General features: G+C 67.0%; 29 protein-coding genes. 13 read left to right on the top strand and 16 right to left on the bottom strand.

Annotated features, from left to right (window positions below; all coding sequences use genetic code 11):
* Positions 1-239: 239 nt before the first annotated feature.
* Genes ACQ66H_RS18560 through ACQ66H_RS18550 form a run of 3 tightly spaced genes read right to left on the bottom strand, consistent with a single transcriptional unit; the run spans position 240 to position 3077 of the window.
* Positions 240-926: a flavodoxin gene (locus ACQ66H_RS18560; RefSeq protein ID WP_430435246.1), complete on the bottom strand. Its 687-nt coding sequence runs from the start codon at positions 924-926 to the stop codon at positions 240-242.
* An 11-nt stretch (positions 927-937) separates the two neighbouring features.
* Positions 938-2650 carry an ATP-binding protein gene (locus ACQ66H_RS18555; RefSeq protein ID WP_430435245.1) on the bottom strand — a complete coding sequence of 571 codons (1713 nt, stop codon included), beginning with the start codon at positions 2648-2650 and terminating at the stop codon, positions 938-940.
* Between the two features lie 10 nt (positions 2651-2660).
* Positions 2661-3077 (bottom strand): response regulator, encoded by a 417-nt coding sequence (locus ACQ66H_RS18550; protein ID WP_430435244.1) that lies wholly within the window; start codon positions 3075-3077, stop codon positions 2661-2663.
* A 105-nt stretch (positions 3078-3182) separates the two neighbouring features.
* Between ACQ66H_RS18550 and ACQ66H_RS18545 the strand changes: the two genes are divergently transcribed.
* The 8 genes from ACQ66H_RS18545 (at position 3183) to ACQ66H_RS18510 (ending at position 8623) form a co-directional block, all read left to right on the top strand.
* Positions 3183-3497: a hypothetical protein gene (locus tag ACQ66H_RS18545; RefSeq protein WP_019916637.1), complete on the top strand. Its 315-nt coding sequence runs from the start codon at positions 3183-3185 to the stop codon at positions 3495-3497.
* 210 nt (positions 3498-3707) lie between these two features.
* Positions 3708-5102, top strand: coding sequence for a nitrogenase iron-molybdenum cofactor biosynthesis protein NifE (gene nifE, locus ACQ66H_RS18540; RefSeq protein WP_019916638.1), 1395 nt, complete (start codon positions 3708-3710; stop codon positions 5100-5102).
* A gap of 10 nt (positions 5103-5112) precedes the next feature.
* Entirely contained in the window at positions 5113-6552 is a 1440-nt protein-coding gene (gene nifN, locus ACQ66H_RS18535) for a nitrogenase iron-molybdenum cofactor biosynthesis protein NifN (RefSeq protein WP_430435243.1), read from the top strand.
* A 30-nt stretch (positions 6553-6582) separates the two neighbouring features.
* A complete protein-coding gene (gene nifX, locus ACQ66H_RS18530) occupies positions 6583-6996 on the top strand; it encodes a nitrogen fixation protein NifX (RefSeq protein ID WP_304011604.1) in 414 nt (137 codons plus the stop codon).
* A complete protein-coding gene (locus ACQ66H_RS18525) occupies positions 6989-7465 on the top strand; it encodes a NifX-associated nitrogen fixation protein (RefSeq protein WP_019916641.1) in 477 nt (158 codons plus the stop codon). Before nifX ends, ACQ66H_RS18525 begins: the two co-directional genes overlap by 8 nt.
* 10 nt (positions 7466-7475) lie before the next feature.
* Positions 7476-7673, top strand: a complete 198-nt coding sequence (locus ACQ66H_RS18520) for a CCE_0567 family metalloprotein (RefSeq protein ID WP_019916642.1) — start codon at positions 7476-7478, stop codon at positions 7671-7673.
* Positions 7674-7686: 13 nt separating this feature from the next.
* On the top strand, positions 7687-7995 hold the full coding sequence (gene fdxB / locus ACQ66H_RS18515) for a ferredoxin III, nif-specific (protein ID WP_019916643.1): 309 nt from the start codon (positions 7687-7689) through the stop codon (positions 7993-7995).
* A 16-nt stretch (positions 7996-8011) separates the two neighbouring features.
* The gene (locus tag ACQ66H_RS18510) at positions 8012-8623 is read left to right on the top strand and encodes a nitrogen fixation protein NifQ (protein WP_430435242.1); all 612 of its coding nucleotides are present in this window, start codon (positions 8012-8014) and stop codon (positions 8621-8623) included.
* Positions 8624-8781: 158 nt separating this feature from the next.
* On the opposite strand, the gene ACQ66H_RS18505 is transcribed toward ACQ66H_RS18510, so the two are convergent.
* Positions 8782-9015, bottom strand: coding sequence for an FmdB family zinc ribbon protein (locus ACQ66H_RS18505; RefSeq protein WP_019916645.1), 234 nt, complete (start codon positions 9013-9015; stop codon positions 8782-8784).
* A gap of 111 nt (positions 9016-9126) precedes the next feature.
* Here ACQ66H_RS18505 and ACQ66H_RS18500 point away from each other — a divergent pair, with 111 nt between their 5' ends.
* From ACQ66H_RS18500 to ACQ66H_RS18490, 3 genes are read left to right on the top strand one after another with little or no spacing between them, the layout of a single operon-like run.
* Positions 9127-10473: a (Fe-S)-binding protein gene (locus ACQ66H_RS18500; protein WP_430435241.1), complete on the top strand. Its 1347-nt coding sequence runs from the start codon at positions 9127-9129 to the stop codon at positions 10471-10473.
* Between the two features lie 18 nt (positions 10474-10491).
* Positions 10492-11028, top strand: coding sequence for a GNAT family N-acetyltransferase (locus tag ACQ66H_RS18495; protein ID WP_430435240.1), 537 nt, complete (start codon positions 10492-10494; stop codon positions 11026-11028).
* Positions 11025-11618 carry a DUF938 domain-containing protein gene (locus ACQ66H_RS18490; protein ID WP_430435238.1) on the top strand — a complete coding sequence of 198 codons (594 nt, stop codon included), beginning with the start codon at positions 11025-11027 and terminating at the stop codon, positions 11616-11618. Before ACQ66H_RS18495 ends, ACQ66H_RS18490 begins: the two co-directional genes overlap by 4 nt.
* Here ACQ66H_RS18490 and ACQ66H_RS18485 read toward each other — a convergent pair whose 3' ends face one another.
* The 12 genes from ACQ66H_RS18485 to ACQ66H_RS18430 all read right to left on the bottom strand — a co-directional run bounded on the left by ACQ66H_RS18485 (position 11619) and on the right by ACQ66H_RS18430 (position 20329).
* The gene (locus ACQ66H_RS18485) at positions 11619-12107 is read right to left on the bottom strand and encodes a hypothetical protein (protein ID WP_304011624.1); all 489 of its coding nucleotides are present in this window, start codon (positions 12105-12107) and stop codon (positions 11619-11621) included.
* On the bottom strand, positions 12104-12427 hold the full coding sequence (locus ACQ66H_RS18480; RefSeq protein WP_019916650.1) for a (2Fe-2S) ferredoxin domain-containing protein: 324 nt from the start codon (positions 12425-12427) through the stop codon (positions 12104-12106). Before ACQ66H_RS18480 ends, ACQ66H_RS18485 begins: the two co-directional genes overlap by 4 nt.
* A gap of 21 nt (positions 12428-12448) precedes the next feature.
* A complete protein-coding gene (locus tag ACQ66H_RS18475) occupies positions 12449-12898 on the bottom strand; it encodes a hypothetical protein (RefSeq protein ID WP_019916651.1) in 450 nt (149 codons plus the stop codon).
* 15 nt (positions 12899-12913) lie between these two features.
* On the bottom strand, positions 12914-13246 hold the full coding sequence (nifW, locus tag ACQ66H_RS18470) for a nitrogenase stabilizing/protective protein NifW (protein WP_430435237.1): 333 nt from the start codon (positions 13244-13246) through the stop codon (positions 12914-12916).
* Positions 13239-14060, bottom strand: coding sequence for a serine O-acetyltransferase (gene cysE / locus ACQ66H_RS18465; protein ID WP_430435236.1), 822 nt, complete (start codon positions 14058-14060; stop codon positions 13239-13241). Before cysE ends, nifW begins: the two co-directional genes overlap by 8 nt.
* On the bottom strand, positions 14057-15196 hold the full coding sequence (gene nifV, locus ACQ66H_RS18460) for a homocitrate synthase (RefSeq protein ID WP_430435235.1): 1140 nt from the start codon (positions 15194-15196) through the stop codon (positions 14057-14059). The genes cysE and nifV overlap by 4 nt, the downstream gene beginning before the upstream one ends.
* Positions 15197-15691: 495 nt before the next feature.
* Entirely contained in the window at positions 15692-16024 is a 333-nt protein-coding gene (fdx, locus tag ACQ66H_RS18455) for an ISC system 2Fe-2S type ferredoxin (RefSeq protein ID WP_430435234.1), read from the bottom strand.
* Positions 16021-17892, bottom strand: a complete 1872-nt coding sequence (gene hscA, locus ACQ66H_RS18450; RefSeq protein ID WP_430435233.1) for a Fe-S protein assembly chaperone HscA — start codon at positions 17890-17892, stop codon at positions 16021-16023. Before hscA ends, fdx begins: the two co-directional genes overlap by 4 nt.
* A 33-nt stretch (positions 17893-17925) precedes the next feature.
* Entirely contained in the window at positions 17926-18249 is a 324-nt protein-coding gene (gene iscA, locus ACQ66H_RS18445) for an iron-sulfur cluster assembly protein IscA (protein ID WP_430435232.1), read from the bottom strand.
* A gap of 10 nt (positions 18250-18259) precedes the next feature.
* Positions 18260-18640, bottom strand: a complete 381-nt coding sequence (gene erpA, locus ACQ66H_RS18440) for an iron-sulfur cluster insertion protein ErpA (RefSeq protein WP_430435231.1) — start codon at positions 18638-18640, stop codon at positions 18260-18262.
* Between the two features lie 11 nt (positions 18641-18651).
* Positions 18652-19056 carry a Fe-S cluster assembly scaffold IscU gene (gene iscU, locus ACQ66H_RS18435; RefSeq protein WP_304003415.1) on the bottom strand — a complete coding sequence of 135 codons (405 nt, stop codon included), beginning with the start codon at positions 19054-19056 and terminating at the stop codon, positions 18652-18654.
* A gap of 64 nt (positions 19057-19120) precedes the next feature.
* Positions 19121-20329: an IscS subfamily cysteine desulfurase gene (locus ACQ66H_RS18430; protein WP_430435230.1), complete on the bottom strand. Its 1209-nt coding sequence runs from the start codon at positions 20327-20329 to the stop codon at positions 19121-19123.
* 302 nt (positions 20330-20631) lie between these two features.
* Between ACQ66H_RS18430 and rsxA the strand changes: the two genes are divergently transcribed.
* Entirely contained in the window at positions 20632-21222 is a 591-nt protein-coding gene (gene rsxA, locus ACQ66H_RS18425) for an electron transport complex subunit RsxA (protein ID WP_425763288.1), read from the top strand.
* A gap of 118 nt (positions 21223-21340) precedes the next feature.
* Positions 21341-21877: an RnfABCDGE type electron transport complex subunit B gene (locus ACQ66H_RS18420; RefSeq protein ID WP_430435229.1), complete on the top strand. Its 537-nt coding sequence runs from the start codon at positions 21341-21343 to the stop codon at positions 21875-21877.
* The last annotated feature ends 15 nt before the right edge of the window (positions 21878-21892 follow it).

The following is a 21892-nucleotide window of genomic DNA, read 5'->3' as shown; positions in this document are numbered from 1 at the left end:
CAGAAGACCCCTCCCACAGGGGCTTGAGTCCGGCTCCGCTGGTGGATCAGGCGCGTTCCTTGTGGGAGCGGCCTCGGCCGCGACAGGGCCTTTGCAGTCCGCAGGTTTCATTACAGGTTGCTGTCGGGGTCAGAAGACCCCTCCCACAGGGGCTGACTCTGACTCCGTTGGTGGATCAGGCGCGTTCCTGGTGGGAGCGGCCTTGGCCGAGACAGGGCCTTTGCCGTCTGCAGGCTTCGTTACAGGCCGCTGTCGGGGTCAAGACCCCTCCCACAGAACCCCCCTGCCCAGGCTCGAGCAGCAGGTCGGGCGCGTTCCTCGTGGGAGCGGCCTTGGCCGCGACAGGGCGTCGGCGCTGATGGCGACCGACGCCCCGTCGTACTCAGATGCTCAAACCGAACTCGGGAGCGATCAGCTTGAGCCAGCCGTTCAACACGTTCGGCCGTCAGTTCGGGCTGGATGTCCTGGTCGATGGCCAGGCCGACGAACTTGTCGTCGATGACCGACTGCGACTCCGTGAAGTCGTAGCCGTCGGTGGGCCAGGCGCCGACGATCTTTGCACCGGCGTCCTTGAAGAAGTCGTACAGCAGGATCAGACCGTTGACGAACTCGTGACCGTAGGTGTCCTGGTCGCCCAGACCGAACAGCGCCACCGTCTTGCCGGCGAAGCTGGTGCCCTTGAACTTGACCAGTGCCTCGGCCCAGCTCTCGTCGTCGCATTCCGCCTCGATGCCGGGCAGCAGGCCGTCGCCCAGCGTCGGCGTGCCGAGGATCAGGTAGTCGTAGGCGAGCAGGTCGTCCACCGTCGCCTTGTTGATGTTGACCGGCTCGGCCATCGTGTCGTCGTCGAAGCGCTTCTTGATCTGCTTCGCGATCTTGCGCGTGCTGCCGCTGTTGGTGCCGAAGAAAAGTCCGATGCGTGCCATGACAGATCCATTCAGTTGAGTGTTGCAGGGGAGGTGTGTGCGGCGTCCATGCCGCGGAAGATGGCGCAGCGCTGGAATACCTCCAGCGTTGGCGCGCAGGCCTTGTGCTGGCAGTACTTCGCCGCCAGCTTGGCCAGACCCTTGATGTCGCGGCCGGAGGCTTCGGGAAACAGCACGGCCAGTGCCTCGACCATGCTTTCGTCCAGCGCGAGTCCGAACTGCGTTGCCATCACCTGCCAGATGCGACGGCGAGCCGCTTCGTCAGGCGCGTGGTAGCGGATCAGCGCGATGCAGCGCGACACGATGGCTTCGTCGATGTCGTCCACCCGGTTGGTGGTCAGGAAGAGCAGCCCGTTGAAGTACTCGAGCACACGCAGGAACACGCCGACCACGGCGTTCATCGTCATGTCGTCCTCGCGCCGCTTGATGTAGACGTCGGCCTCGTCGATCAGCATCACCGCACCCCAGCGCTGGGCGCGCGTCAGCGCCTGTTTGAGCGCGCCTTCCATCTGCGCCACGTTCAGCCCGAGCTGGCCGGAATGCACGCGGTAGAGCGGCCGGCGGATGATTTCCGAGTACACCTCGGCGGTCAGCGTCTTGCCCACGCCCGGAGGGCCTGCGCACAGCACGGTGGTGCCGCCCGACTTGCCGGCGACGATGTCGTCCATCAGCACGTCCATCTCGGCGGTCAGGATGTCGATCAGGTCGGTCTGCTCGGGCGGCAGCACCAGTTTCTGCTTCAGTGCGGGCTGGTAGGCATAGGGCGCCATGTCGTCCACGTGCACCCACAGATGCTGGTGCAGATCGAGATGGAACATGAGCACATAGGGATGCACCGGCAGCTGCGAGAACAGGCCGTCGGGCATGGCGTCGCGCGAGGCCTCGACCTCGTCTTCCGCCTCGTAGCGATTGCTCTTTGCCGCCTTGCGCAGATAGGGACCGAGGATGTCGCCCGGCGCTTCGAGCAGCAGCGTGCGCGCCGGCAGGATGGCTTCGTCATTGACCAGGCGGGCCATGCCGCCGCTCGCCGACAGCACCACCTGGTCCTTGCGCGACCAGTCGGTGTCGCGGTGGGTGGCGCTCGGGTCTTCGGCGTGAAAGCCGGTGCCGCTGGCCGAGAACTGCTCGCCGTAGCGCGCGCGCCACTCGATGTAGCGTGCGGTCACCGTGTCGCAGGCGGCGATCAGCGCCGGCGTTTCCTTCAGGAAGCCCTTGGCCGCAAGCACTTCGCCCACCGTCTTGCCGGTGATGTCGGCACCGTAGATGCGGATGACGGAAGTCGCCAGCGTCGCCTTCACATTGGCTTTCAGCTCGATGAAGACCTTGCCGGTCTCTTCGTTGTTGGCCGGCGTGTAGTCGAGCCGGCTCACCACCCAGGGCAGCGGCCGGGTCAGCTGATTGGCCGTGAACAGCCAGCCGCGTATCGCGTCTTCGGCCAGATGGCGGGCGAGGGCGGGCACCAGCTGTTCGAGGTCGTTGCCTTCGAAGCGGCGGCCATCGCCTTCCAGCGCGTCGGCCAGCGTGGTCAGCGCGGTCGCGCGTTCCAGCATGGCCGGGCCGGCGTCGGCGTAGAGCCGGCCGAGGAAGCGCAGCGCGTCGATGGACAGCCGCGACACCGGCACCTCGACCTTGTCGCAGTACTGCAGCTGGTCGCGCAGGCTGGCCAGATCGGGGAAGGCGTCCGCCATCGACTCGATCTGCGGTGCCTCTATGGTCACCTTCATCGCTGCGCCCTCAGCGGGTGACGACCGGTATTTCCAGCGCCGCGCGCCGGCCAAGCTGAGCGTCCACCTTGCGCCGCACGTTCTCGACCTTGAGCGGGCGCAGCAGCGTGCTCTGCGCGCCGGCGGCCAATGCCTGGCGGACAGCGTCGTCGTCGGCATCGCTGCAGACGATCAGCATGCGCACCTGCGGCAGCTCGGCGCGCAGGCGCGTCACCGCGTCGCCCGCCAGCAGTCCGGCGCCGAGCAGCACCAGGTCGGGCGGTGTTGCCGCGGCCACCGCGAGTGCCGACGCGAGGTCGGCGAACACATGGGTTTCCATCTCGTCGGCCAGCATGAACTGCAAGGCGGTACCGACCACGTCGTCGTCATCGACCACGAACACGCGCTTGTTCTCGACTGCGCGCTGACTGTCTACGCCGATCTGCATGAGGGTTCTCCCTGTCTGTCGTCAGCAGGCCCGGAGCAAGCTTCGTTCCAAACGCGGCATGGCTTTCGCTTCTCCGCCCTCGTCATTCATTCGAAGGAGGTCGCAATGGGCGTACTGATCAAGACGACGATGGACGGACGGCGGGTCGAGGTGATCGAGGGCGTGGTCTGTCTGGAAGGCAAGCCGGAAGCGGGCGGGCTGGTTCCGCTGTCCGAACATCCGAACCGCCAGGCCATTGCCAAAGCAGTGCCGGGCGCCACGCACGTGGCCGGGCGCATTCCGCTGACGCTGGAAGAAGCGCAGGTCGCGCAGGACGCGCTGACCGAGGCGCAGCGCAGTTTCGACGCCAGCCCGATGGGTATCGCCAAGCGGCTGCAGTCGGCCATCCACAACAAGGCGCGCATGGAGGGCATCGAGTAGCGCCGGCGTCGCGGCGGTCCGCCAAACCCGACATTGCGTGTCGCAAAACGACCAGCCTTTGTCGGACCGGGATGCCCGAGCGCAGCCCGGCGGACCGCAGATGACTGATTTCCCGGGCCTCTGCCCTGTGCGCCGGCTCTGGCATCAATCCTGCTGAGTGAGCTCCGACAGCGCCTTGCGCGCCGACCCTGACAGGAAGGAAGGTGGCCCATGGATGCACGCGTATCGGCAAAGATCCAGGACGTGTTCGAGGAACCCGCCTGCGAGCACAACCAGAACAAGTCGGCCAAGGAAAAGAAGAAGGGCTGTACCAAGCAGCTGTCGCCCGGTGCGGCCGCCGGCGGCTGTGCCTTCGACGGCGCCAAGGTCGCGCTGCAGCCCATCGTCGATGTGGCTCACCTGGTGCACGGCCCGATCGCCTGTGAGGGCAACTCCTGGGACAACCGCAACTCGTCGTCCAGCACTTCGCAGCTCTACCGCACCGGCTTCACTACCGACATCAACGAACTGGATGTCATCTACGGCGGCGAGAAGCGGCTGTTCAAGTCGGTCAAGGAAATCATCGAGAAGTATGACCCGCCGGCGGTGTTCGTCTACCAGACCTGTGTCACCGCGCTGATCGGCGACGACATCGAGGCGGTGTGCAAGAAGGCGTCGGAGAAGTTCGGCAAGCCGGTCATCCCGGTCAATTCACCGGGCTTCGTCGGGCCGAAGAACCTCGGCAACAAGCTGGGCGCCGAGGCGCTGCTCGATTACGTGATCGGTACCGAAGAGCCGGACTTCGTCACCCCCTACGACATCAACATCATCGGCGAGTACAACCTGGCCGGTGAACTGTGGCAGGTGAAGCCGCTGCTTGACGCGCTCGGCGTGCGCATCCTGTCCTGTATCTCCGGCGACGGCCGTTACCGGGAAGTTGCCTACAGTCACCGCGCCAAGGCGGCGATGATGGTGTGCTCGAAGTCGATGATCAACATCGCGCGCAAGATGGACGAGCGCTACGACATCCCCTTCTTCGAAGGCTCGTTCTACGGCATCGGCGACATGTCGGAAACGCTGCGCGAAATCGCCCGCCTGCTGGTCGAGAAAGGCGCGCCGGAAGAGTTGAAGGCACGCACCGAAGCGCTGATCGCGGTCGAGGAAAAGCGTGCCTTCGAACGTATCGCCGCCTACCGCCCGCGGCTCGAAGGCAAGAAGGTGCTGCTGATCACCGGCGGCGTGAAGAGCTGGTCGGTGGTCGCCGCGCTGCAGGAAGCCGGTCTGGAAATCGTCGGCACCAGCGTCAAGAAATCGACCAAGGAAGACAAGGAAAAGATCAAGGAGCTGATGGGCCAGGACGCGCACATGATCGACGACATGACGCCGCGCGAAATGTACGCGATGCTGAAGGACGCCAAGGCGGACATCATGCTTTCAGGTGGTCGCAGCCAGTTCATCGCGCTGAAGGCCAAGATGCCCTGGCTGGACATCAACCAGGAACGCCACCACGCCTACGCCGGCTACGAAGGCATGGTCGATCTGGTGCGCGAGATCGACAAGGCGCTGTACAACCCGATCTGGGAACAGGTGCGCCGCCCGGCGCCCTGGGACGTGGTCGCCGCCTGAGGATCACGCCATGGCCACCGTCATCGAATCGAAGAAGGCCTGCACGGTCAATCCGCTCAAGATGAGCCAGCCGCTGGGCGCGTGCTACGCCTTCATGGGGCTGGACAACTGCATGCCCATGATGCACGGCTCGCAGGGCTGCACCTCCTTCGGTCTGGTACTGCTGGTTCGCCACTTCAAGGAGGCGATCCCGATGCAGACCACGGCGATGAACGAGGTGAGCACCATCCTCGGCGGGCTGGAGAACATCGAACAGGCGGTGCTGAACATCAAGAAGCGCGCCAATCCGTCCATCATCGCCATCGCCTCGACCGGGCTGACCGAAACCAAGGGCGACGACGTCGATGGCTATCTGAACCTGATCCGCCGCAAGCACGGCGAGGCGCTGACCGGTACCGAAATCGTCTACGTATCGACGCCCGATTACGTCGGCGCCTTCGAGGACGGGTGGGGCAAGGCGGTGCTGGCCGTGATCGATGCTTTCGCCCAGCCGTGCGACCGCGATGCCGGTCTGGTGAATCTGCTGCCGGGCGCGCACCTGACGCCGGCCGACATCGAGGAACTGCGCGAAACCATCGAGGCCTTCGACCTGCGCGTGCAGGTGCTGCCCGACATTTCCGGCTCGCTCGACGGTCACATTCCGGACAACTTCACGCCGACCACGCTGGGCGGCACCCGGGTCGATACGCTGCGCCGGGTCGGCGCAGCGGCCGCCACGGTCGCCGTCGGGGCCCGCATGGACGCGGCGGCAGCCGCGATCGAGGAGCGTTGCGGCGTGCCCTTCCGCGTATTCGACCGGCTGACCGGACTGGCCGCGGTGGACGACTTCCTGCAGTACCTGTCCGAACTGTCCGGTCGTCCGGTGCCACCGAAGTACCGCCGTGCGCGCACCCAGTTGCTCGACGTGATGCTGGACGCCCACTTCTGGGTCGGCGGCCGGAAGATGGCCATCGGCGCCGAACCGGACCTGCTCTACGCGTTGTTGACCACCGCCGCCGAAATGGGCGCAGAAGTGGTGGCCGCCGTCAGCACCACGCCGTCGCGTGTGCTCGAAGCGGTGCCCTGTGCCGAAGTGCTGCTTGGCGATCTCGAAGATCTGGAAATGCGCGCGAAAGCGGCCGGCGCCGAACTGTTCATCACCCATGCGCACGGCCGGCAGTCGGCAGCGCGGCTGGGCATTCCGCTGCTGCGCGAAGGCCTGCCGATGTTCGACCGTCTGGGCGCCGCGCACGTCTTGCGCGTCGGTTACCGCGGCACGCGCGAACTGATACTCGGCTGGGCCAACACCTTCCTCGCCGACGAACACGTGAACACGCCTGAAGACTGGCCGCTGCCGCAGGAGAGCATTCTGGCGGCGAGCGAAGGTGCTCCGGCATCCGGCTGCGGCAGCGGCGGATGCGGCTGCGCATCGTCCGCCGAAATTCCTGAAACCGTTGCGGCCGGCACCTGAGCCGGTCGCCCATCCACCGAGGAGCAGCGCATGAAGATCGCCTTCGCCACCCAGGACAAGCAGCGCGTTGACGCGCACTTCGGCTGGGCCAAACACCTCGCGGTGTACGAGATCGACAAGGCCGGCTACCACCATGTCGAGGACTTCGACTTCGGCGGCAAGCTGGACGAGGACGGCGACGAGGACAAGCTCGCGCCCAAGCTGGACGCGATCAAGGACGTCGCCATCGTCTATGTCGCCGCCATTGGAGGCTCGGCGGCGGCACGCGTGGTCGCCAGCAAGATTCACCCGATCAAGGTGAATCAGCCGGAACCCATCATGGACATCCTGGACAAGCTGCAGGAAGTGCTGCGCGGCACGCCGCCGCCCTGGCTGCGCAAGGCCCTGCAGAAGGACGAAGCGCGCAGTTTCGATTTCGAAGACGAGGTGGAAGAACATGGCTGAAACACTGGAACTGAGCGCCGAGGACAGCGCAGCGCTGGCATCACCCTTCCTGAGCGAGCTGATCAAGCAGTACCGCGCGCAGGACATGCACGGCGCCTGGGAAGGCAAGAGCGACGCGCAGCTGCTCGAACCCTACATCCTGAGCGCCGAGGCGCGCCGCGCACTGCCCATCATGGGCGACCCGGACCCGGAAACGCTGTGGCGCATCGAGCTGTTCTACAACGCGGTCGGCCTGTCGATCGAGCGCGCCACCAAGGTGATGGTGACGCCGATGATGAAGATGTCGCACGAAGGCTTCGGCCGCATGGTGCTCATCGCCGGTCGCCTGATCGCGGTGAACAAGCAGCTGCGCGACGCCCACCGCTTCGGCTTTCCGACCTACGCCAAGCTGGCCGAGGCGGGGCAGAAGTTCGTTGACGAAGGCGTCGGCATGGTGAACAAGTACAACGAAGTGGCGAACTGGGGCTGAGGACGAAACGATGGAAGACGTTGACGCACTGAAGACCCGTGTCAAGAAGCTCAACGCGCAGGCCACGCAGGCCAAGATGGACCTGCACGACCTGTCGGAAGAACTGCCGACCAACTGGGAGAAGATCCTCGAAGTCGCGCAGGTCGCCTACGACGCGCACCAGTCCCTGATGGCTGCGCGCAAGGAACTGGCGGCCGCGACCGCCTGAGGAAGGACGCATCATGGCTGCATTCTCCGTCACGCTGCCCAGCGGCGAAATCTGGACACCGAAGTTCGTGTCCAGTCTGAACCAGGACACCTGTATCGGCTGCGCGCGCTGCGTGAAAGTCTGTGCCAATGACGTGCTGCAGCTCGCCGGTGTCACCGAGGACGGCGACATCGTCGTGGTCGATCCCGACAACGAGGATGACGACGAGGAATACGAGCGCAAGGTGATGACCATTTCGCGCCAGGTGAACTGCGTGGGCTGTCAGGCCTGTTCCAAGGTCTGCCCGAAGAAGTGCTACACGCACGCGCCGGTCGAGGTGTGAGCGCGGGACGACGGCGATGCCCACGCTCTTTCCCACCGCTCCGCTGCGGCCCGACTGGCCACTGCCGGCCGGGCCCGGCGGCTTCCGCGGCCTGCTGCTGAAGCTGGCGCGCCGGCCCGACGATCTGGTGCCTCAGGTGCTCGCCGGCGTCATCGGCCGCAGCTGGACGCAGCGCGGGCTGCAGTGCCTGCCGCTGTATGGCATCGACGTGTCGGAAACACGCCGCCTGCTGGCGCGCCATTTCCCCGGTGCCGAGTGGCTGCCGGCGCTGCACGCGAAGACGCCCGCCGAGTTCGCAGAAGCGATCGAAATGGACGACGTGGTGGCGCTGCTGCGCGAGCATCTGTCCATCGACGATCAGGACCACGTGTGGCTGGCGCACGCGGTCGCCACCGGCTGCCTCGGCGCCGACCACCTGTGGCAGGACATGGACCTGACCTCGCGCGCCATGCTGTCCGAACTGATGCACGGCCGCTTCACCTCGCTGGCCGAACGCAACACGCAGGACATGAAGTGGAAGAAATTCCTCTACAAGCAGCTGTGCGAGCGCGCCGAGATCCGTGTCTGCAAGGCGCCCAGCTGTGGCGTATGCACCGACTACGCGAAGTGCTTCGGGCCGGAGGAGTGATTACCTGACCGTGGCGGTGTTCGGAAGCGAGGCCTGCACATGCCGCATCGCGAGCAAGCTCGCTCCCACAGACACCGAGGCCCGGATGCGCTGTTGTGGGAGCGAGCTTGCTCTCGATAGCGGCCGGCCGAGGCCGCCCAGTACCGCCGGCACCGCCTCTACTTCACCTTCGCCCGCTCCGCTGCCGAGTAGTTGCTGAAGTGCCCTTCGCGCGCTGCCGCCGCGCGGCCGGCGGCGATGATGGCTTTGCTGCGGCCCGGCGGTTGTGGCGCCGACAGCAGCTTGTCCACCTGATCGCTGCCACAGGCCGGGCAGACGATCTGCGTGTCGCTTCGCACCAGGCGTTCGAAGGTCTTGTCGCATTTGCGACAGTGAAAGTCGTGCAGAGGCATGGCAGGGACTCCGTTTCGGTATCGATAACCCCTAGAAGCAAGAACAGGTCCGGGGCGGGTGGCTTGGCACCGGTCTTGCACTGAGTCGTCTCGTCAGACGGAGAAGCGACAGTGCAGACAGAACTCGATTGGTCGGCCTACGACAGCTACGGCGCCGGCGACGCCTATGCGCAGCTGCCGGCGCAGGGCGGCGGCTTCGGAAAGGCGGCGTCGGTGTGCATCGGCAATCGCCAATGCCAGCGCGACGGCAACGGCGTCATGTGCCCGAGCTTTCGCGTCACCGGCGATCCGGTGCATTCGACCTTCCACCGGGCGCAGACGCTGAAGGCGGCACTGAACGGCGAACTGGGTACGCAACCATTCGTCGGCGCCGAACTGGCGGCGGCGATGGATCTGTGCGTCGGCTGCAAGGGCTGCAAGCGGGAGTGCCCGAACGGCACCGACATGGCCTTGCTGCGCACCGAGGCGCGTGCGCAGCGCTGGCGGGCGCAGGGGCGGGTGCCGCTGCGTGAGCGCCTGTTCGCCTCGCTGCCGCGCTGGCTGGGGCTGATGCGCTGGCTGCAGCGGCCGTGGCAACTCGCCACTGCAGTACCCGGGCTGGGTGCGCTGATCGAACGCGTGAGCGGCATCGCCCGTCGCCGCTCGCTGCCGCGGATCGCGGCGCGGCCCTTTCTCGCGCCGCATACGCTGCCGGCTTACGGTGCCGAAGGCGGGCGCGAGGTGGCGCTGCTGGTCAACACCTTCTCCAATCGCATCGATCCGGCGATCGCCGAGGCGGCGGTCGATGTGCTGGTGGCCGCCGGCTGTCGCGTACATGTGGTGCGCCCCGCGGCCGGCGAAGCGCCGCTGTGCTGCGGCCGCACCTGGCTGTCGCAGGGCCGGGTCGCCGACGCACGACGCGAAGCCAACCGTCTGCTCGACGTACTCGCGCCGCTGGCCGCACGCGGCATGCCGGTGATCGGGCTGGAGCCGTCCTGCCTGCTGATGCTGCGCGACGAGTATCACGCGCTGGGGCTGGGTGAGCGCGTGGCGCCGGTGGCGAAGGCGGCGCTGCTGTTCGAGGAGTTCATCGCCCGCGAGCACGACGCGAAGCGGCTCGCGCTCGATCTGCAACTGCCCGCCGGCACGCGCGCCGCGGTGCACGGCCACTGCCACCAGAAGGCTTTCGGTGCGATGAAGGCGATGCGCAAGGTGCTCGGGCTGGTGCGCGGGCTGGACTGCAGTGTCATTGAATCCGGTTGTTGCGGCATGGCCGGCAGTTTCGGCTTCGAGGCGGAACACCACGACATGTCGATGCGCATGGCCGAGCTGGCGCTGTTGCCGGCGGTGCGCGCGCTCGATGCCGATACGCTGCTGATCGCCAATGGCAGCAGCTGTCGCCACCAGATACGCGACGGCGCGCAGCGCGAGGGCGAGCACATCGCCTGCGTGCTGCAGCGCGCGCTGCGCACGCATTGAGCCGACGATGAGTTAACGATGAGCACATGGCCGGAAGAACTGCGCACCGCCCGCTGCCGGCTGCGCAAGCCGCAGCCGGGCGACGCGCCGGCGCTGTTCGCCGGCATCAGCGGCGACGCCGAGGTGACGCGCTACCTCGGCTGGACCACGCACACCGAACTGACGCAGACACGGCGACAGATTTCGCACGACCTTGCGCGCTGGCAGCGTGATGTCGCCCGCAGCTGGGTGCTGCTGGCCGACGACGGCGAGGCCGGCGGGCTGTTCCAGCTGATCGGGCAGGGCCACGCGCTGCGCCTGGGCTTCGCGCTGGCACGCCGGCTGTGGGGTCAGGGGCTGGCGTGCGAGGCGCTGCAGGCGGTGGTGGACGAAGCTTTCCGCCACGCCGCCGTGTGCCGCGTCGATGCCGTCTGCGACGCCGACAACGCGCGCTCGTCGCGCACGCTGGCGCGCGCCGGCCTGCCGCTGGAGGCGCGGCTCGGCCGCTACATCCTGCATCCCAATCTGTCGCCCGAGCCGCGCGACGTGCTGCTTCATGCGAAAGTGCGCAGATGAATCCTGAAAAGCCCTTTGCACCCTCCTGCGAACGCAACCGCGACGTCATTCTCGAACGCCTGCGCGTGCACTTCGCCGGCCGTCGTCAGGTACTGGAGATCGGCAGCGGCACCGGCCAGCACGCGGTGCATTTCGCCGCCGCGCTGCCGCATCTGCAATGGCAGTGCAGCGAGCGCGCCGAGGCGCTGCCCGGTCTGCGCATGTGGCTGGACGAGGCGGCGTTGCCGAACACGCCGGCGCCGCTCGAACTCGACGTCTGCGGCCGCTGGCCGGTCGCGCATTTCGATGCGGTATTCACCGCCAACACGCTGCACATCATGGCCTGGCACGAAGTCGAGAAGATGTTCGCGGCGCTGCCGGCGGTGCTCGCGCCGTCGGCCACGCTGGTCATCTACGGCCCGTTCAACTATGGCGGCCGTTTCACCAGCGACAGCAACGAGGCCTTCGACCGTTCGCTGCGCGAGGGTGCGCCGCATCGCGGCATCCGCGACTTCGAAACGGTGGAGGCGCTGGCACGGCTGGCCGGGCTGTCGCTGTTCGCCGACGAGGAGATGCCGGCCAACAACCGCTGCCTGGTGTTCGCGCGCTGATCAGCGCGCGCCGGTGCTGCCGTCGAGCAGCGAGGCGATCACTTCGCCGCCGAGACCGTGCGTCGGGTCCAGGCGGCCGATGTGCTCGACCAGCGTGCGCGCGTCGTCGCTGCGACCGCTGCGCAGGCAGATGAAGGCCAGCGCCTTCAGGCTGAACAGCCAGAAGCGCGCCGGCCCGGTGGCCGCGAAATCGGCGTCGCCCGGCTGCACGCGGCGCCAGTCGGCGTCCAGCCCGGCCTGCCGGCCGGCCACCGTGATGCCGCGCGTGGCCGCCTTCTCGGCCAGATCGAACTGGCGACGGCCGGCGTGGAACTTGTACAGCAGGTAGTACACCGGCAGGCACTCCGGTGCGCTCGCCTGCGCCGTCCACAACAGTGCTTCGATGCGTTGCGGCGGCGCGCCGGCCGCCTCGTCGAACAGGCGGCGCACCGACTGCGGCACCGTGCCGCCGAAGTACTCGTCCGACGTTTCGCCGGTGAACAGATTCACCAGACCATCTCCGGTGCCCGCAGGCGCTCGACCGGCGCATCGCCCAGCAGGTGGCTGTCGAAGATTTCGCCGACGTCGTCCTTGCTCACGTTCGAATACATCACCGCGTCCGGATAGACCACGACATTGATGCCCTGGTCGCACGGGCCGAGGCAGCCCGAGTAGGTGATGGCGACGCGGTCGAAGCAGTTGCGCTTCTGCAGTTCCGCCCAGAAGGTCTGCAGCACCTCGGCGCCGCCCTTGTGCGCACAGGAGCCGCGCGGGTGGCCCGGCGGGCGTTGCTGTGAACAGACGAAAACGTGTTTCTGCGGCTTCGGCATGGTGCGATTCTCCGGATGGGGTCAGGCGGTGAGGCGGGCGATCCAGCGTTCGATCTCGCCGAGATGGGCCGCGTCGTCGTGCTCGAAGGCGCGCGCCATCTTGCGCAGACCGGGGTCGGGCGCGAGGATGGCCATCATTGCGTAGTAGCTGTGGCTGCGCCGCTTCAGGTCCAGCGCACGTTCGAGCGCCATGTGCAGGTCGAGCATTTCGTCGCTGATCACCTTCACGGCGGTGCGCGGCTTCTCGATTTCGATCGGCCGGATGCGCGGCAGGTTGGCGGCGACCGGCAGCGGCTTGCCGGACAGCGCCTCGTGCGCTTCCATGCGCGCCAGTTCGGCCAGATTCTGGAAGAAGGCTTCGAGCTCGGTGTCGCCGGCATCGAGCGCGTGTCGTGCGGCCTTCTCGTAATGCAGCGCCGCTTCGCTTTCGAGCGCGTTGACGCTGGCAAGGAACATGTCGCTGTCGTGCATGGTGCGTCCTCCCGCTCAGGCGACCGAGGGCAGCGTGGCGCGCAGGCTGTCGAGCGACACGCGCTGCTGTCCGTCCGCCTCCTGGAATACCTTGAACACCTTCTCCTGTGCCGGCGTCGATTTGACGAAGTCCTCGTAGGCGCGCGACAGCAGGTTGCGGTAGCGCGCATAGACCACGCCCTCGTCGCCGTCGGCCAGGCCTTTCTCGCTGCGCAGGTACTGGTAGAAGCGCTTCAGGATGTGCAGGCGGTTCACGTTCACGACGCCCTGATCGAAGGGCAGCGCGAAGAATTCCAGGAAGTCCTCGGCCGACGACAGCTTGGCCAGGCGCTGGGTCAGATCATCCATGACGGGTCACTCCTATGTGTGCGGCGGCCGCGTGGGTGCTGCCGTCGAATGCGGGTTGGGAACAGGTGTCGTCGCAGTCGCTGCAGATGCCCTGGGCGGTACTGCGTTCGCCGGCCAGGCGCACGACGTCGCGCTCCAGGTCGGCAATGCGTTCGAGCAGGCAGGCGATGGCCTTGCCCACCGGGTCCGGCATCTGGTGGTGGTCGAGATCGATGCCGCCAGCGGTGATGCGGCGCTGGCTCTTCGGCAGCACCATGCGGCCGGGGATGCCGACCACGGTCATGCCGGGCGTCACGTCCTCGATCACCACCGAGTTGGCGGCGACACGGGCGTTCTCGCCGACGGTGATCGGCCCCAGTATCTTGGCGCCGGCACCGACCACCACGCCGTCGCTCAGCGTCGGGTGGCGCTTGCCTGGATTCCAGGTCGTGCCGCCCAGCGTGACGCCGTGGTACAGCGTCACGTCGTCACCGATCTCCGCCGTTTCGCCGATCACGACGCAGGCGCCGTGGTCGATGAAGAAGCGGCGGCCGATGCGTGCGCCCGGGTGGATGTTGACATTGGTGAGCAGGCGCGACAGGAAGGACAGCAGGCGGGGCAGGTAGCGCAGGCCGCGCTGCCACATCGCGTGCGCGAAGCGGTGTGCCACCAGCGCCTGTATGCCCGGATAGATGGTGAGCAGTTCGAGCTTGTTGCGCGCCGCCGGATCGCGGTCGAACACGCAGTTCACGTCCTCGCGCAGCATCGCGAACAGCCCGGGTACGACTGTTGCCGCTGGCGACAACGCGCCCGCCGTGCCCTGCTCGCCGCTCATGACGCCTCCGGCAGCGGCTGCGCTGCTTCGAGATAGAAGGCCTTCAGCTGGGTGGCGTCCGGCGACTGCTTGTTGGCCGTGGCGTAGGCGCGGATGCGCTCGATGATGTGCGCGACCTCCACGTCGGACGGATACAGCCCGAGCCGCGCACAGGCTTCCAGCACGGCGTGCGAGCCCGAATGCTTGCCCAGCACCAGACGGTGGGCGCGGCCCAGTTCGGCCGGGTCGAAGCTCTGGTAGTTGCGCGGATTCTTGATCAGGCCATCGACGTGGATGCCCGATTCGTGCGTGAACACGGCGTCGCCGACGATGCTCTTGTTGGCGGCGATGGCACGGCCGGATGCGCGTTCGACCAGGCGCGAGATCGGCAGCAGCGACTGCGACAAGACGCCGCTGTCGATGCCGTGGATGTGGCGCAGCGCCATCACCACCTCTTCCAGCGGTGCGTTGCCGGCGCGCTCGCCGAGGCCATTCACTGTCGTGTTGGCGTGCGTCGCGCCGGCGCGGAAGGCGGCCAGCGTGTTGGCGGTGGCCAGGCCGAGGTCGTTGTGCGCGTGCATCTCGATTTCGAGGTTGACCGCGCGGCGCAGCTGCGACACCAGCACATAGGTGCCGAAGGGATCGAGGATGCCCAGCGTGTCGGCGATGCGGACGCGGCGAGCGCCGGCCGTCTGCGCTTCTTCGGCAACGCGGCACAGGAAGTCGATGTCGCCGCGCGACGCGTCTTCCATGCCGACGCTCACTTCGACACCGGCGTCGAGTGCGCGCTCGACGTGCGGACGGATCTGCTCGATCACCCAGTCGCGATTGCGCCGCAGCTTGCCCGCGATCTGCAGGTCCGACACCGGCAGCGACATGTGCACGATGTCCACCGGGCAGCGCAGGGCGGCCTTGAGGTCGCTGTCCGTCATGCGCGCCCACACCATCAGTCGCGCGTTCAGGCCCAGCATCGCGATGCGCTCGATCACGTCGATCTCGGCCGTGCCCATGGCCGGGATGCCGATCTCCATCTCCGGTACGCCGGCCTGATCGAGTGCGTCCGCGATCGCGCACTTCTCGTCAGCGGTGAACGCCACGCCCGCCGTCTGCTCGCCGTCGCGCAGCGTGGTGTCGTTGATGATGAATGCGGCTGCCATGTCGTCAGACCTCCTGCAGAACATTCAGCAAGCGCTGTGCCACGGAGTGCGCTTGTCGTAAGTGATTGATGTTGAGTGAAGTTCTGGGCGCGTCGCGATGTCGCTGATGCGACATGTCCGTTCGCGGTGGCGAGGCTGTCGTGAATGTTTCGTTTGCAACAGGTGCCGTGCCTTGGGTGCCGATACAGGCCGCTATCGCGAGCAAGCTCGCTCCCACAGGAGTCTTGTCCGTGCCGCCGACAGGGCATGCTTTTTGTGGGAGCGGCCTTGGCCGCGATGCGGCCGTTGCGGTTCGCCGGCTTTGATCCAGGCCGCCGTCGGGGTCAGAAGACCCCTCCCACAGAACCTCGGACCGTGCTCGGGCCGAAGATCGGCGCACCTCCTGTGGGAGCGGCCGTGGCCGCGATGCGGCCGTTGCGGTTCGCCGGCTTCGATCCAGGCTGCTGTCGGGGTCAGAAGACCCCTCCCACAGAACCCTTGCTGGCAGGGGGCTGCTTACTCGCGGGCGAGGTTGCGCGTGTGCAGCGGCAGTTCGACCGTCACGTCGGCGTTGCCGAGGCGGGCGCAGCAGGCGAGGCGGGACGCGGGCTGTACGCCCCAGGCGTCGTCGAGCTGGTCTTCCTCGTCGTCGTCCGCTTCATTGAGCGAGGCGGCGCCGGCCCGCACATAGACGTGGCAGGTCGAGCAGGCGGCGACCTTCTCGCAGGCGTGTTCGATCGCGATGTCGTGCGTCAGCAGCGCGTCGCAGATCGAGGTGCCGGCGGCGACCTCGATGCGGGCGCCGTCCGGGCACAGCTGCGGATGTGGCAGTACGGTCAGCGTGCTCACGGCTGCAGCTCCGACACGCGGGTGCCCGACAGCGCGCGCCGGATGCCGGCGTTCATGCGCAGGCCGGCGAACTCGGTGGTGGCGGCGTTCAGCGCTTCGCTCAGCAGCTTGAGCTTGGTGCTGTCGTCGCCGGCTTCGAGCGCTTCGGCCAGCGCGTACATCGCCGCCTGGATGGCGACGAACTGGTCGTGCGTCAGCAGCGCGTGACCGTCTTCGGCCAGCGCCGCCTCGGTGGCGTTGACCAGGCGGCGCGCTTCGACCTGGGCCTCGCGCAGCATGCGTGCCGCCATGTCGCTGTCGGCCTTGCCGTAGGCGTCGATCAGCATGTCGGCGATCTGCGCGTCGCTGAGACCGTATGACGGCTTCACCTCGATGTGCGATTCGACGCCGCTGGTCTGTTCGCGTGCCGACACCGACAGCAGCCCGTCGGCGTCGATCTGGAAGGTGATGCGGATGCGTGCCGCACCGGCCACCATGGGCGGAATGCCACGCAGTTCGAAGCGCGCCAGCGAGCGGCAGTCGCTCACCAGTTCGCGTTCGCCCTGCACGACGTGGATGGCCATCGCGGTCTGCCCGTCCTTGTAGGTCGTGAATTCCTGCGCGCGTGCCGCCGGTATCGTCGAGTTGCGCGGAATCACCTTCTCGACCAGGCCACCCATGGTTTCCAGACCGAGCGACAGCGGGCATACGTCGAGCAGCAGCCAGCTCTCTTCGCCGGCGGGCTTGTTGCCGGCCAGCACGTCGGCCTGTATTGCGGCGCCGATGGCCACCACCTGATCGGGGTCGAGGTCGGTCAGCGGCTCCTGGCCGAACAGCTTGCGCACCGCGGCGCGCACCTGCGGCATCCGCGTCGAGCCGCCCACCATCACCACGCCGTTGACCTCGTCGGCGGCGACGCCGGCGTCACGCAGTGCGCGGCGCACCGGCGCCATGCTGCGCGACACCAGGTCGCCGGTGAGCAGTTCGAACTGTTCGCGCGACAGGTCGAAGGAAACGCTGCGGCCGTCGTCCAGCGTGAATGCGATCTTGGTGACCGGGGCACTCGACAGCGCCTCCTTGGCGCTACGCGCCCGCGCCAGCATCATGCGCGTCTCGCCGGGGGAAGGCGCTGCGAGTGCCAGTTGCTGCCGCAGCCAGTCGGCGATCCGGTGGTCGAAATCGTCGCCGCCAAGGGCGGCGTCACCTGCGGTTGACAGCACTTCGAACATGCCCTGTGACAGCTTCAGCACGGAGATGTCGAAGGTGCCGCCGCCGAGGTCGTAGATGGCGAAGGTGCCGTGTGCCGCACGGTCCAGACCGTAGGCGATGGCGGCTGCGGTAGGTTCGTTGAGCAGGCGCAGCACGTTCAGGCCGGCCAGACGCGCCGCGTCCTTGGTGGCCTGGCGCTGCGCGTCGTCGAAATAGGCCGGCACGGTGATGACGGCGCCGACCAGATCGCCGCCGAGCGAAGCTTCCGCGCGGTCGCGCAAGGTGCGCAGTATCTCGGCCGACACTTCGACCGGCGAGCGCACGCCGGCGCGCGTGTCCAGACTCAGCATGCCCGGCGTGTTGACCAGCGCATAGGGCGTGGCGGACGCGTTGACGTCGGCCAGCGAGCGACCCATGAAGCGCTTGACCGACACGATGGTGTTGCGCGGGTCTTCGGTCTGCGCCGACTGCGCAGCGTGGCCGACGACGACGGCGTCTTCGGTGTAGCGCACCACCGATGGCAGCAGCATGCGGCCGTCGTCGTCCGGCAGCACGCGGGTGAGGCCGCTGGCGACGGTCGCGACCAGCGAATTCGTGGTGCCCAGGTCTATGCCCACGGCCAGCCTGTGCTGGTGCGGTGCGGCGCTCATGCCCGGTTCGGCGATCTGCAGCAGGGCCATGTCGGCGTGCTCCGATTGATTCGTGGACCGGCGTCAGACGCCGAAGCTTTCGCCGCAGCCGCAGGCCGACTTCACGTTGGGATTGTTGAACTTGAAGCCTTCGTTCAGGCCTTCGCGTACGAAGTCGAGTTCGGTGCCGTCGAGGAAGGGCAGGCTTTTCGGGTTGACCAGCAGGGTCACGCCGTGGCTGGCGAACTGGATGTCCTCGGGCTGCAGCGCGTCGGCGAACTCGATTGCGTAGGCGAGGCCCGAACAGCCGCTGGTCTTGACCGCGAGACGCAGGCCGACGCCCTGACCCCGCTTGACCAGACTTTTCTGCACGTGGCGCGCGGCCGCTTCACTGAGCGTGATGGTCATGTCCGTCACCTCACATCGAGAAGGAGCTGCCGCAGCCGCAGGACGAGGTCGCGTTCGGGTTGCGGATGACGAAGCGCGAACCTTCCAGGCCATCCTCGAAGTCGATCTCGGCGCCCATCAGGTACTGCATGCTCATCGGGTTGACCAGCAGCGTGACGCCGTCGGTGACGATGGGCGTGTCGTCCTCGTTCACCGCCTCCTCGAAGGCGAAACCGTACTGGAAGCCGGAACAGCCGCCGCCGGTGACATAGACGCGCAGCTTCAGCGCCGGGTTGCCCTCTTCGGCGATCAGGTCGGCGACCTTGGCGGCCGCGGCTTCGCAGAACTTGATCGGCGACGGCAGGGGCAGTGTGGTGGCCGGGGCGACGGAACTTTCGGCAAGCGAACTCATGGCGTGTCCTTTCAGGCGGCTTCGACGGTGTCGGGGGCGGTCTGCCGGGTGCGGTAGTCGGCCACGGCGGCCTTGATCGCGTCCTCGGCGAGGATGGAGCAGTGGATCTTCACCGGCGGCAGCGCCAGCTCTTCAGCGATCTCGGTGTTCTTGATCGCCAGTGCTTCGTCCAGCGTCTTGCCCTTGACCCATTCGGTCACCAGCGAGCTCGACGCGATGGCCGAGCCGCAGCCGTAGGTCTTGAACTTGGCGTCCTCGATGACGCCGTCGGCGCCAACCTTGATCTGCAGCCGCATCACGTCGCCGCAGGCCGGCGCGCCGACCATGCCGGTGCCGATGCCTTCCTCGTCGGCCGAGTAGGAACCGACGTTGCGCGGGTTGTCGTAGTGATCCAGCACCTTGTCGCTGTATGCCATGGTTGTTCTCCGTTCAGTCGTTGTGGAGGAAGGTGTTCAGTGCGAGGCTCTCAGTGCGAGGCCCTCAGTGAGATGCCCACTGCACTGTTGACAGGTCGATGCCGGCGCTGTGCATGTCCCACAGCGGCGACAGCTCGCGTAGCTTGCGCACCGCGGTTGACACCTGTTCGATCGCCGAATCCACCTCCTGCTGCGTGGTGAAGCGGCCGATCGAGAAGCGGATGGAGCTGTGCGCCAGTTCGTCGCTGCGGCCCATCGCACGCAGCACGTAGGACGGTTCCAGGCTGGCCGAGGTACAGGCCGAACCGGACGACACCGCGATGTCCTTCATGCCCATCAGCAGCGATTCGCCTTCGACGAAGTTGAAGCTGATGTTCAGGTTGTGCGGGACACGACGTTCCATGTCGCCATTGACGAACACCTGGTCGAGCGCGCTCAGCCCGCTCAGCAGGCGGTCGCGCAGCATGCGGATGCGTTCGTTCTCGGCGCCCATGTTCTCGCGCGTGAGCCAGTAGGCCTCGCCCATGCCGACGATCTGGTGCGTCGGCAGCGTGCCCGAGCGCATGCCGCGCTCGTGGCCGCCGCCGTGGATCAGCGCCTCGATGCGCACGCGCGGCTTGCGGCACACGTAAAGCGCGCCGATGCCTTTCGGGCCGTAGGTCTTGTGCGCCGACAGCGACATCATGTCGATCGGCAGCTCGTCCAGATCGAAGGCCACCTTGCCGGTCGCCTGCGCGCCATCGACGTGAAACAGCACGCCCTTGTCGCGGCAGATCGCACCCAGCGCCGCCACGTCCTGGATGACGCCGGTTTCGTTGTTCACGAACATGACCGAGGCCAGCACGGTGTCGGGCCGCAGCGCGGCGCGGAAGGCCTCGATGTCGATCAGGCCGTTCTCCTGCACGTCGAGCAGCGTCACTTCGCAGCCGCTGCGTTCCAGTTCACGCACCGTGTCGAGCACCGACTTGTGCTCGGTTTTCACGGTGACGACATGCTTGCCGCGGCCGGCGTGGAACTGCATCGCGCCCTTGATGGCCAGGTTGTTCGACTCGGTGGCCCCCGAGGTCCAGACGATTTCGCGCGGGTCTGCGCCGACCAGTGCGGCCACCTGTTCGCGCGCCAGTTCGACCGCTTCTTCGGCGGCCCAGCCGTAGGCGTGCGAGCGGCTGGCCGGGTTGCCGAAGTTGTCGAACAGCCAGGGCAGCATCTTGCCCACCACGCGCGGGTTGACCGGGGTGGTGGCGGCGTAGTCCAGATAGATCGGGCGATTCATGTCGGCGTCTCCTGCATGAGGGGGTTGCATCCCTCTCAGCAAGTTGCGGGCCGGTTTTGAAAATTGATCTGGATCAACCACTTGTGGATTTTCGACAGGCGCATGTCCGGCTGTCGCGACAGCGCCTGTCGAGTTTGTCGCGTTGCCGACGCGGTCGCCGTGTGCGCATGCGTGCGCACGTGTACGCGCGGGGGCGGGTCGCGTGCGATCACAACAGCACGCGCTCGCCACGAGGGGCCGGACGCGGCCGTGATGGCGTCATCTGGCACAGCGCATGCATTGAGGCTGGTCAGGAGGTCGCTATGCGCGATGTACTGATGACCCTGATCGGCCTGGTGCTGGTCAACAACGTGGTGCTGGTCCGCTTTCTCGGGCTGTGCCCCTTCATGGGCGTGTCGAAGAAGATCGACAGCGCCTTCGGCATGGGTCTGGCCACCACCTTCGTGATGACGCTGTCGGCGATGGCCGCCTGGGCGCTCGAACACGCCTTGCTGCTGCCTTTCGGGCTCGGCTATCTGCGCATCCTCGCCTACATCGTGGTCATCGCCGCCGTCGTGCAGTTCGTCGAAATGGCCATGCACAAGACCTTGCCCGACCTGCATCGCGTGCTCGGCATCTACCTGCCGCTGATCACCACCAACTGCGCGGTGCTCGGCATTCCGTTGCTGAACGCCCAGGCCGGTCATGGCCTCGGCATGAGCGTGCTCGGCGGCTTCGGCTCGGGTGCCGGCTTCACGCTGGTGATGATCCTGTTCGCCGGCCTGCGCGAACGACTGGCGCTGATGCGCGTGCCGGAAACGTTCGCCGGCCCGCCGGTTGCCTTCATCACGGCCAGCCTGCTGGCGCTGGCCTTCATGGGATTCACCGGCCTGGTGCCGGCGGGAGGGCACTGATGGTCCGCACGCTCCATGGGTTCGCGCACGGCCGCTCGTGCGCGGCCACCTCGGCCGGTGGCACGCCCCTGTTTGCTGCGGCTTCACGCACGCGTTGCACGGAATGGGAGGTTGCACGATGGAACAGATGATTACCGCGGTCATGAGTCTGACCGCGATCGGCTCCGGGCTCGGGATCGTGCTCGGTGTGGCGGCGCGACGCTTTGCCGTCGAAGGCGACAGCCGGGTGAAGGAAGTCGAGGACATGCTGCCGGCCGCCAACTGCGGTCAGTGTGGCTTTCCCGGCTGTGCCGGTGCGGCGGAGGCCATCGTCGCCGGCACCGCGTCGCCCACCTGCTGCCCGCCCGGCGGCAAGGTGGTGGCGCTGGCGATTGCCGAGCATCTGGGCATCGCGCTCGACGCCGACGAGGTCAACGACGTGCCCTTGATCGCGGTGATCGAGGACGCGCTGTGCATAGGCTGTACCAAGTGCTACCGGCTGTGTCCGTCGGACGCCATCATCGGCGCGATGAAGCAGTTGCACGGCGTGTTCGAGGACGCCTGCACCGGCTGCAACCAGTGCGCCGAAAAGTGCCCGACCGGCGCCATCACGATGCAGCCGCTGCCGCTGACGGCCGGCACCTGGATCATGCCGAAACCGGCGCTGGCGGCCTGAGCCATGGCACACATC

The sequence above is a fragment of the Methyloversatilis sp. genome, assembly GCF_965284615.1.
Taxonomy (GTDB): Bacteria; Pseudomonadota; Gammaproteobacteria; order Burkholderiales; family Rhodocyclaceae; genus Methyloversatilis.
The sequence above is the reverse complement of the archived record's forward strand: the minus strand, read 5'-3'. Positions and strand labels throughout refer to the sequence as shown.

Coding starts and splice junctions, on each gene's coding strand:
- hscA (WP_430435233.1), bottom strand. CDS start 17,892: ATGGCCCTGCTGCAGATCGCCGAACCGGGCATGAGCGCCGCACCGCAC.
- cysE (WP_430435236.1), bottom strand. CDS start 14,060: ATGAGCGGCGAGCAGGGCACGGCGGGCGCGTTGTCGCCAGCGGCAACA.
- ACQ66H_RS18505 (WP_019916645.1), bottom strand. CDS start 9,015: ATGCCTCTGCACGACTTTCACTGTCGCAAATGCGACAAGACCTTCGAA.
- fdxB (WP_019916643.1), top strand. CDS start 7,687: ATGGCTGCATTCTCCGTCACGCTGCCCAGCGGCGAAATCTGGACACCG.
- ACQ66H_RS18480 (WP_019916650.1), bottom strand. CDS start 12,427: ATGCCGAAGCCGCAGAAACACGTTTTCGTCTGTTCACAGCAACGCCCG.
- ACQ66H_RS18510 (WP_430435242.1), top strand. CDS start 8,012: ATGCCCACGCTCTTTCCCACCGCTCCGCTGCGGCCCGACTGGCCACTG.
- iscA (WP_430435232.1), bottom strand. CDS start 18,249: ATGACCATCACGCTCAGTGAAGCGGCCGCGCGCCACGTGCAGAAAAGT.
- ACQ66H_RS18420 (WP_430435229.1), top strand. CDS start 21,341: ATGGAACAGATGATTACCGCGGTCATGAGTCTGACCGCGATCGGCTCC.
- ACQ66H_RS18525 (WP_019916641.1), top strand. CDS start 6,989: ATGGCTGAAACACTGGAACTGAGCGCCGAGGACAGCGCAGCGCTGGCA.
- ACQ66H_RS18490 (WP_430435238.1), top strand. CDS start 11,025: ATGAATCCTGAAAAGCCCTTTGCACCCTCCTGCGAACGCAACCGCGAC.
- ACQ66H_RS18495 (WP_430435240.1), top strand. CDS start 10,492: ATGAGCACATGGCCGGAAGAACTGCGCACCGCCCGCTGCCGGCTGCGC.
- rsxA (WP_425763288.1), top strand. CDS start 20,632: ATGCGCGATGTACTGATGACCCTGATCGGCCTGGTGCTGGTCAACAAC.
- ACQ66H_RS18520 (WP_019916642.1), top strand. CDS start 7,476: ATGGAAGACGTTGACGCACTGAAGACCCGTGTCAAGAAGCTCAACGCG.
- ACQ66H_RS18555 (WP_430435245.1), bottom strand. CDS start 2,650: ATGAAGGTGACCATAGAGGCACCGCAGATCGAGTCGATGGCGGACGCC.
- nifX (WP_304011604.1), top strand. CDS start 6,583: ATGAAGATCGCCTTCGCCACCCAGGACAAGCAGCGCGTTGACGCGCAC.
- nifW (WP_430435237.1), bottom strand. CDS start 13,246: ATGGATGATCTGACCCAGCGCCTGGCCAAGCTGTCGTCGGCCGAGGAC.
- ACQ66H_RS18560 (WP_430435246.1), bottom strand. CDS start 926: ATGGCACGCATCGGACTTTTCTTCGGCACCAACAGCGGCAGCACGCGC.
- ACQ66H_RS18550 (WP_430435244.1), bottom strand. CDS start 3,077: ATGCAGATCGGCGTAGACAGTCAGCGCGCAGTCGAGAACAAGCGCGTG.
- ACQ66H_RS18430 (WP_430435230.1), bottom strand. CDS start 20,329: ATGAATCGCCCGATCTATCTGGACTACGCCGCCACCACCCCGGTCAAC.
- ACQ66H_RS18475 (WP_019916651.1), bottom strand. CDS start 12,898: ATGCACGACAGCGACATGTTCCTTGCCAGCGTCAACGCGCTCGAAAGC.
- erpA (WP_430435231.1), bottom strand. CDS start 18,640: ATGAGTTCGCTTGCCGAAAGTTCCGTCGCCCCGGCCACCACACTGCCC.
- iscU (WP_304003415.1), bottom strand. CDS start 19,056: ATGGCATACAGCGACAAGGTGCTGGATCACTACGACAACCCGCGCAAC.
- nifV (WP_430435235.1), bottom strand. CDS start 15,196: ATGGCAGCCGCATTCATCATCAACGACACCACGCTGCGCGACGGCGAG.
- ACQ66H_RS18545 (WP_019916637.1), top strand. CDS start 3,183: ATGGGCGTACTGATCAAGACGACGATGGACGGACGGCGGGTCGAGGTG.
- nifN (WP_430435243.1), top strand. CDS start 5,113: ATGGCCACCGTCATCGAATCGAAGAAGGCCTGCACGGTCAATCCGCTC.
- nifE (WP_019916638.1), top strand. CDS start 3,708: ATGGATGCACGCGTATCGGCAAAGATCCAGGACGTGTTCGAGGAACCC.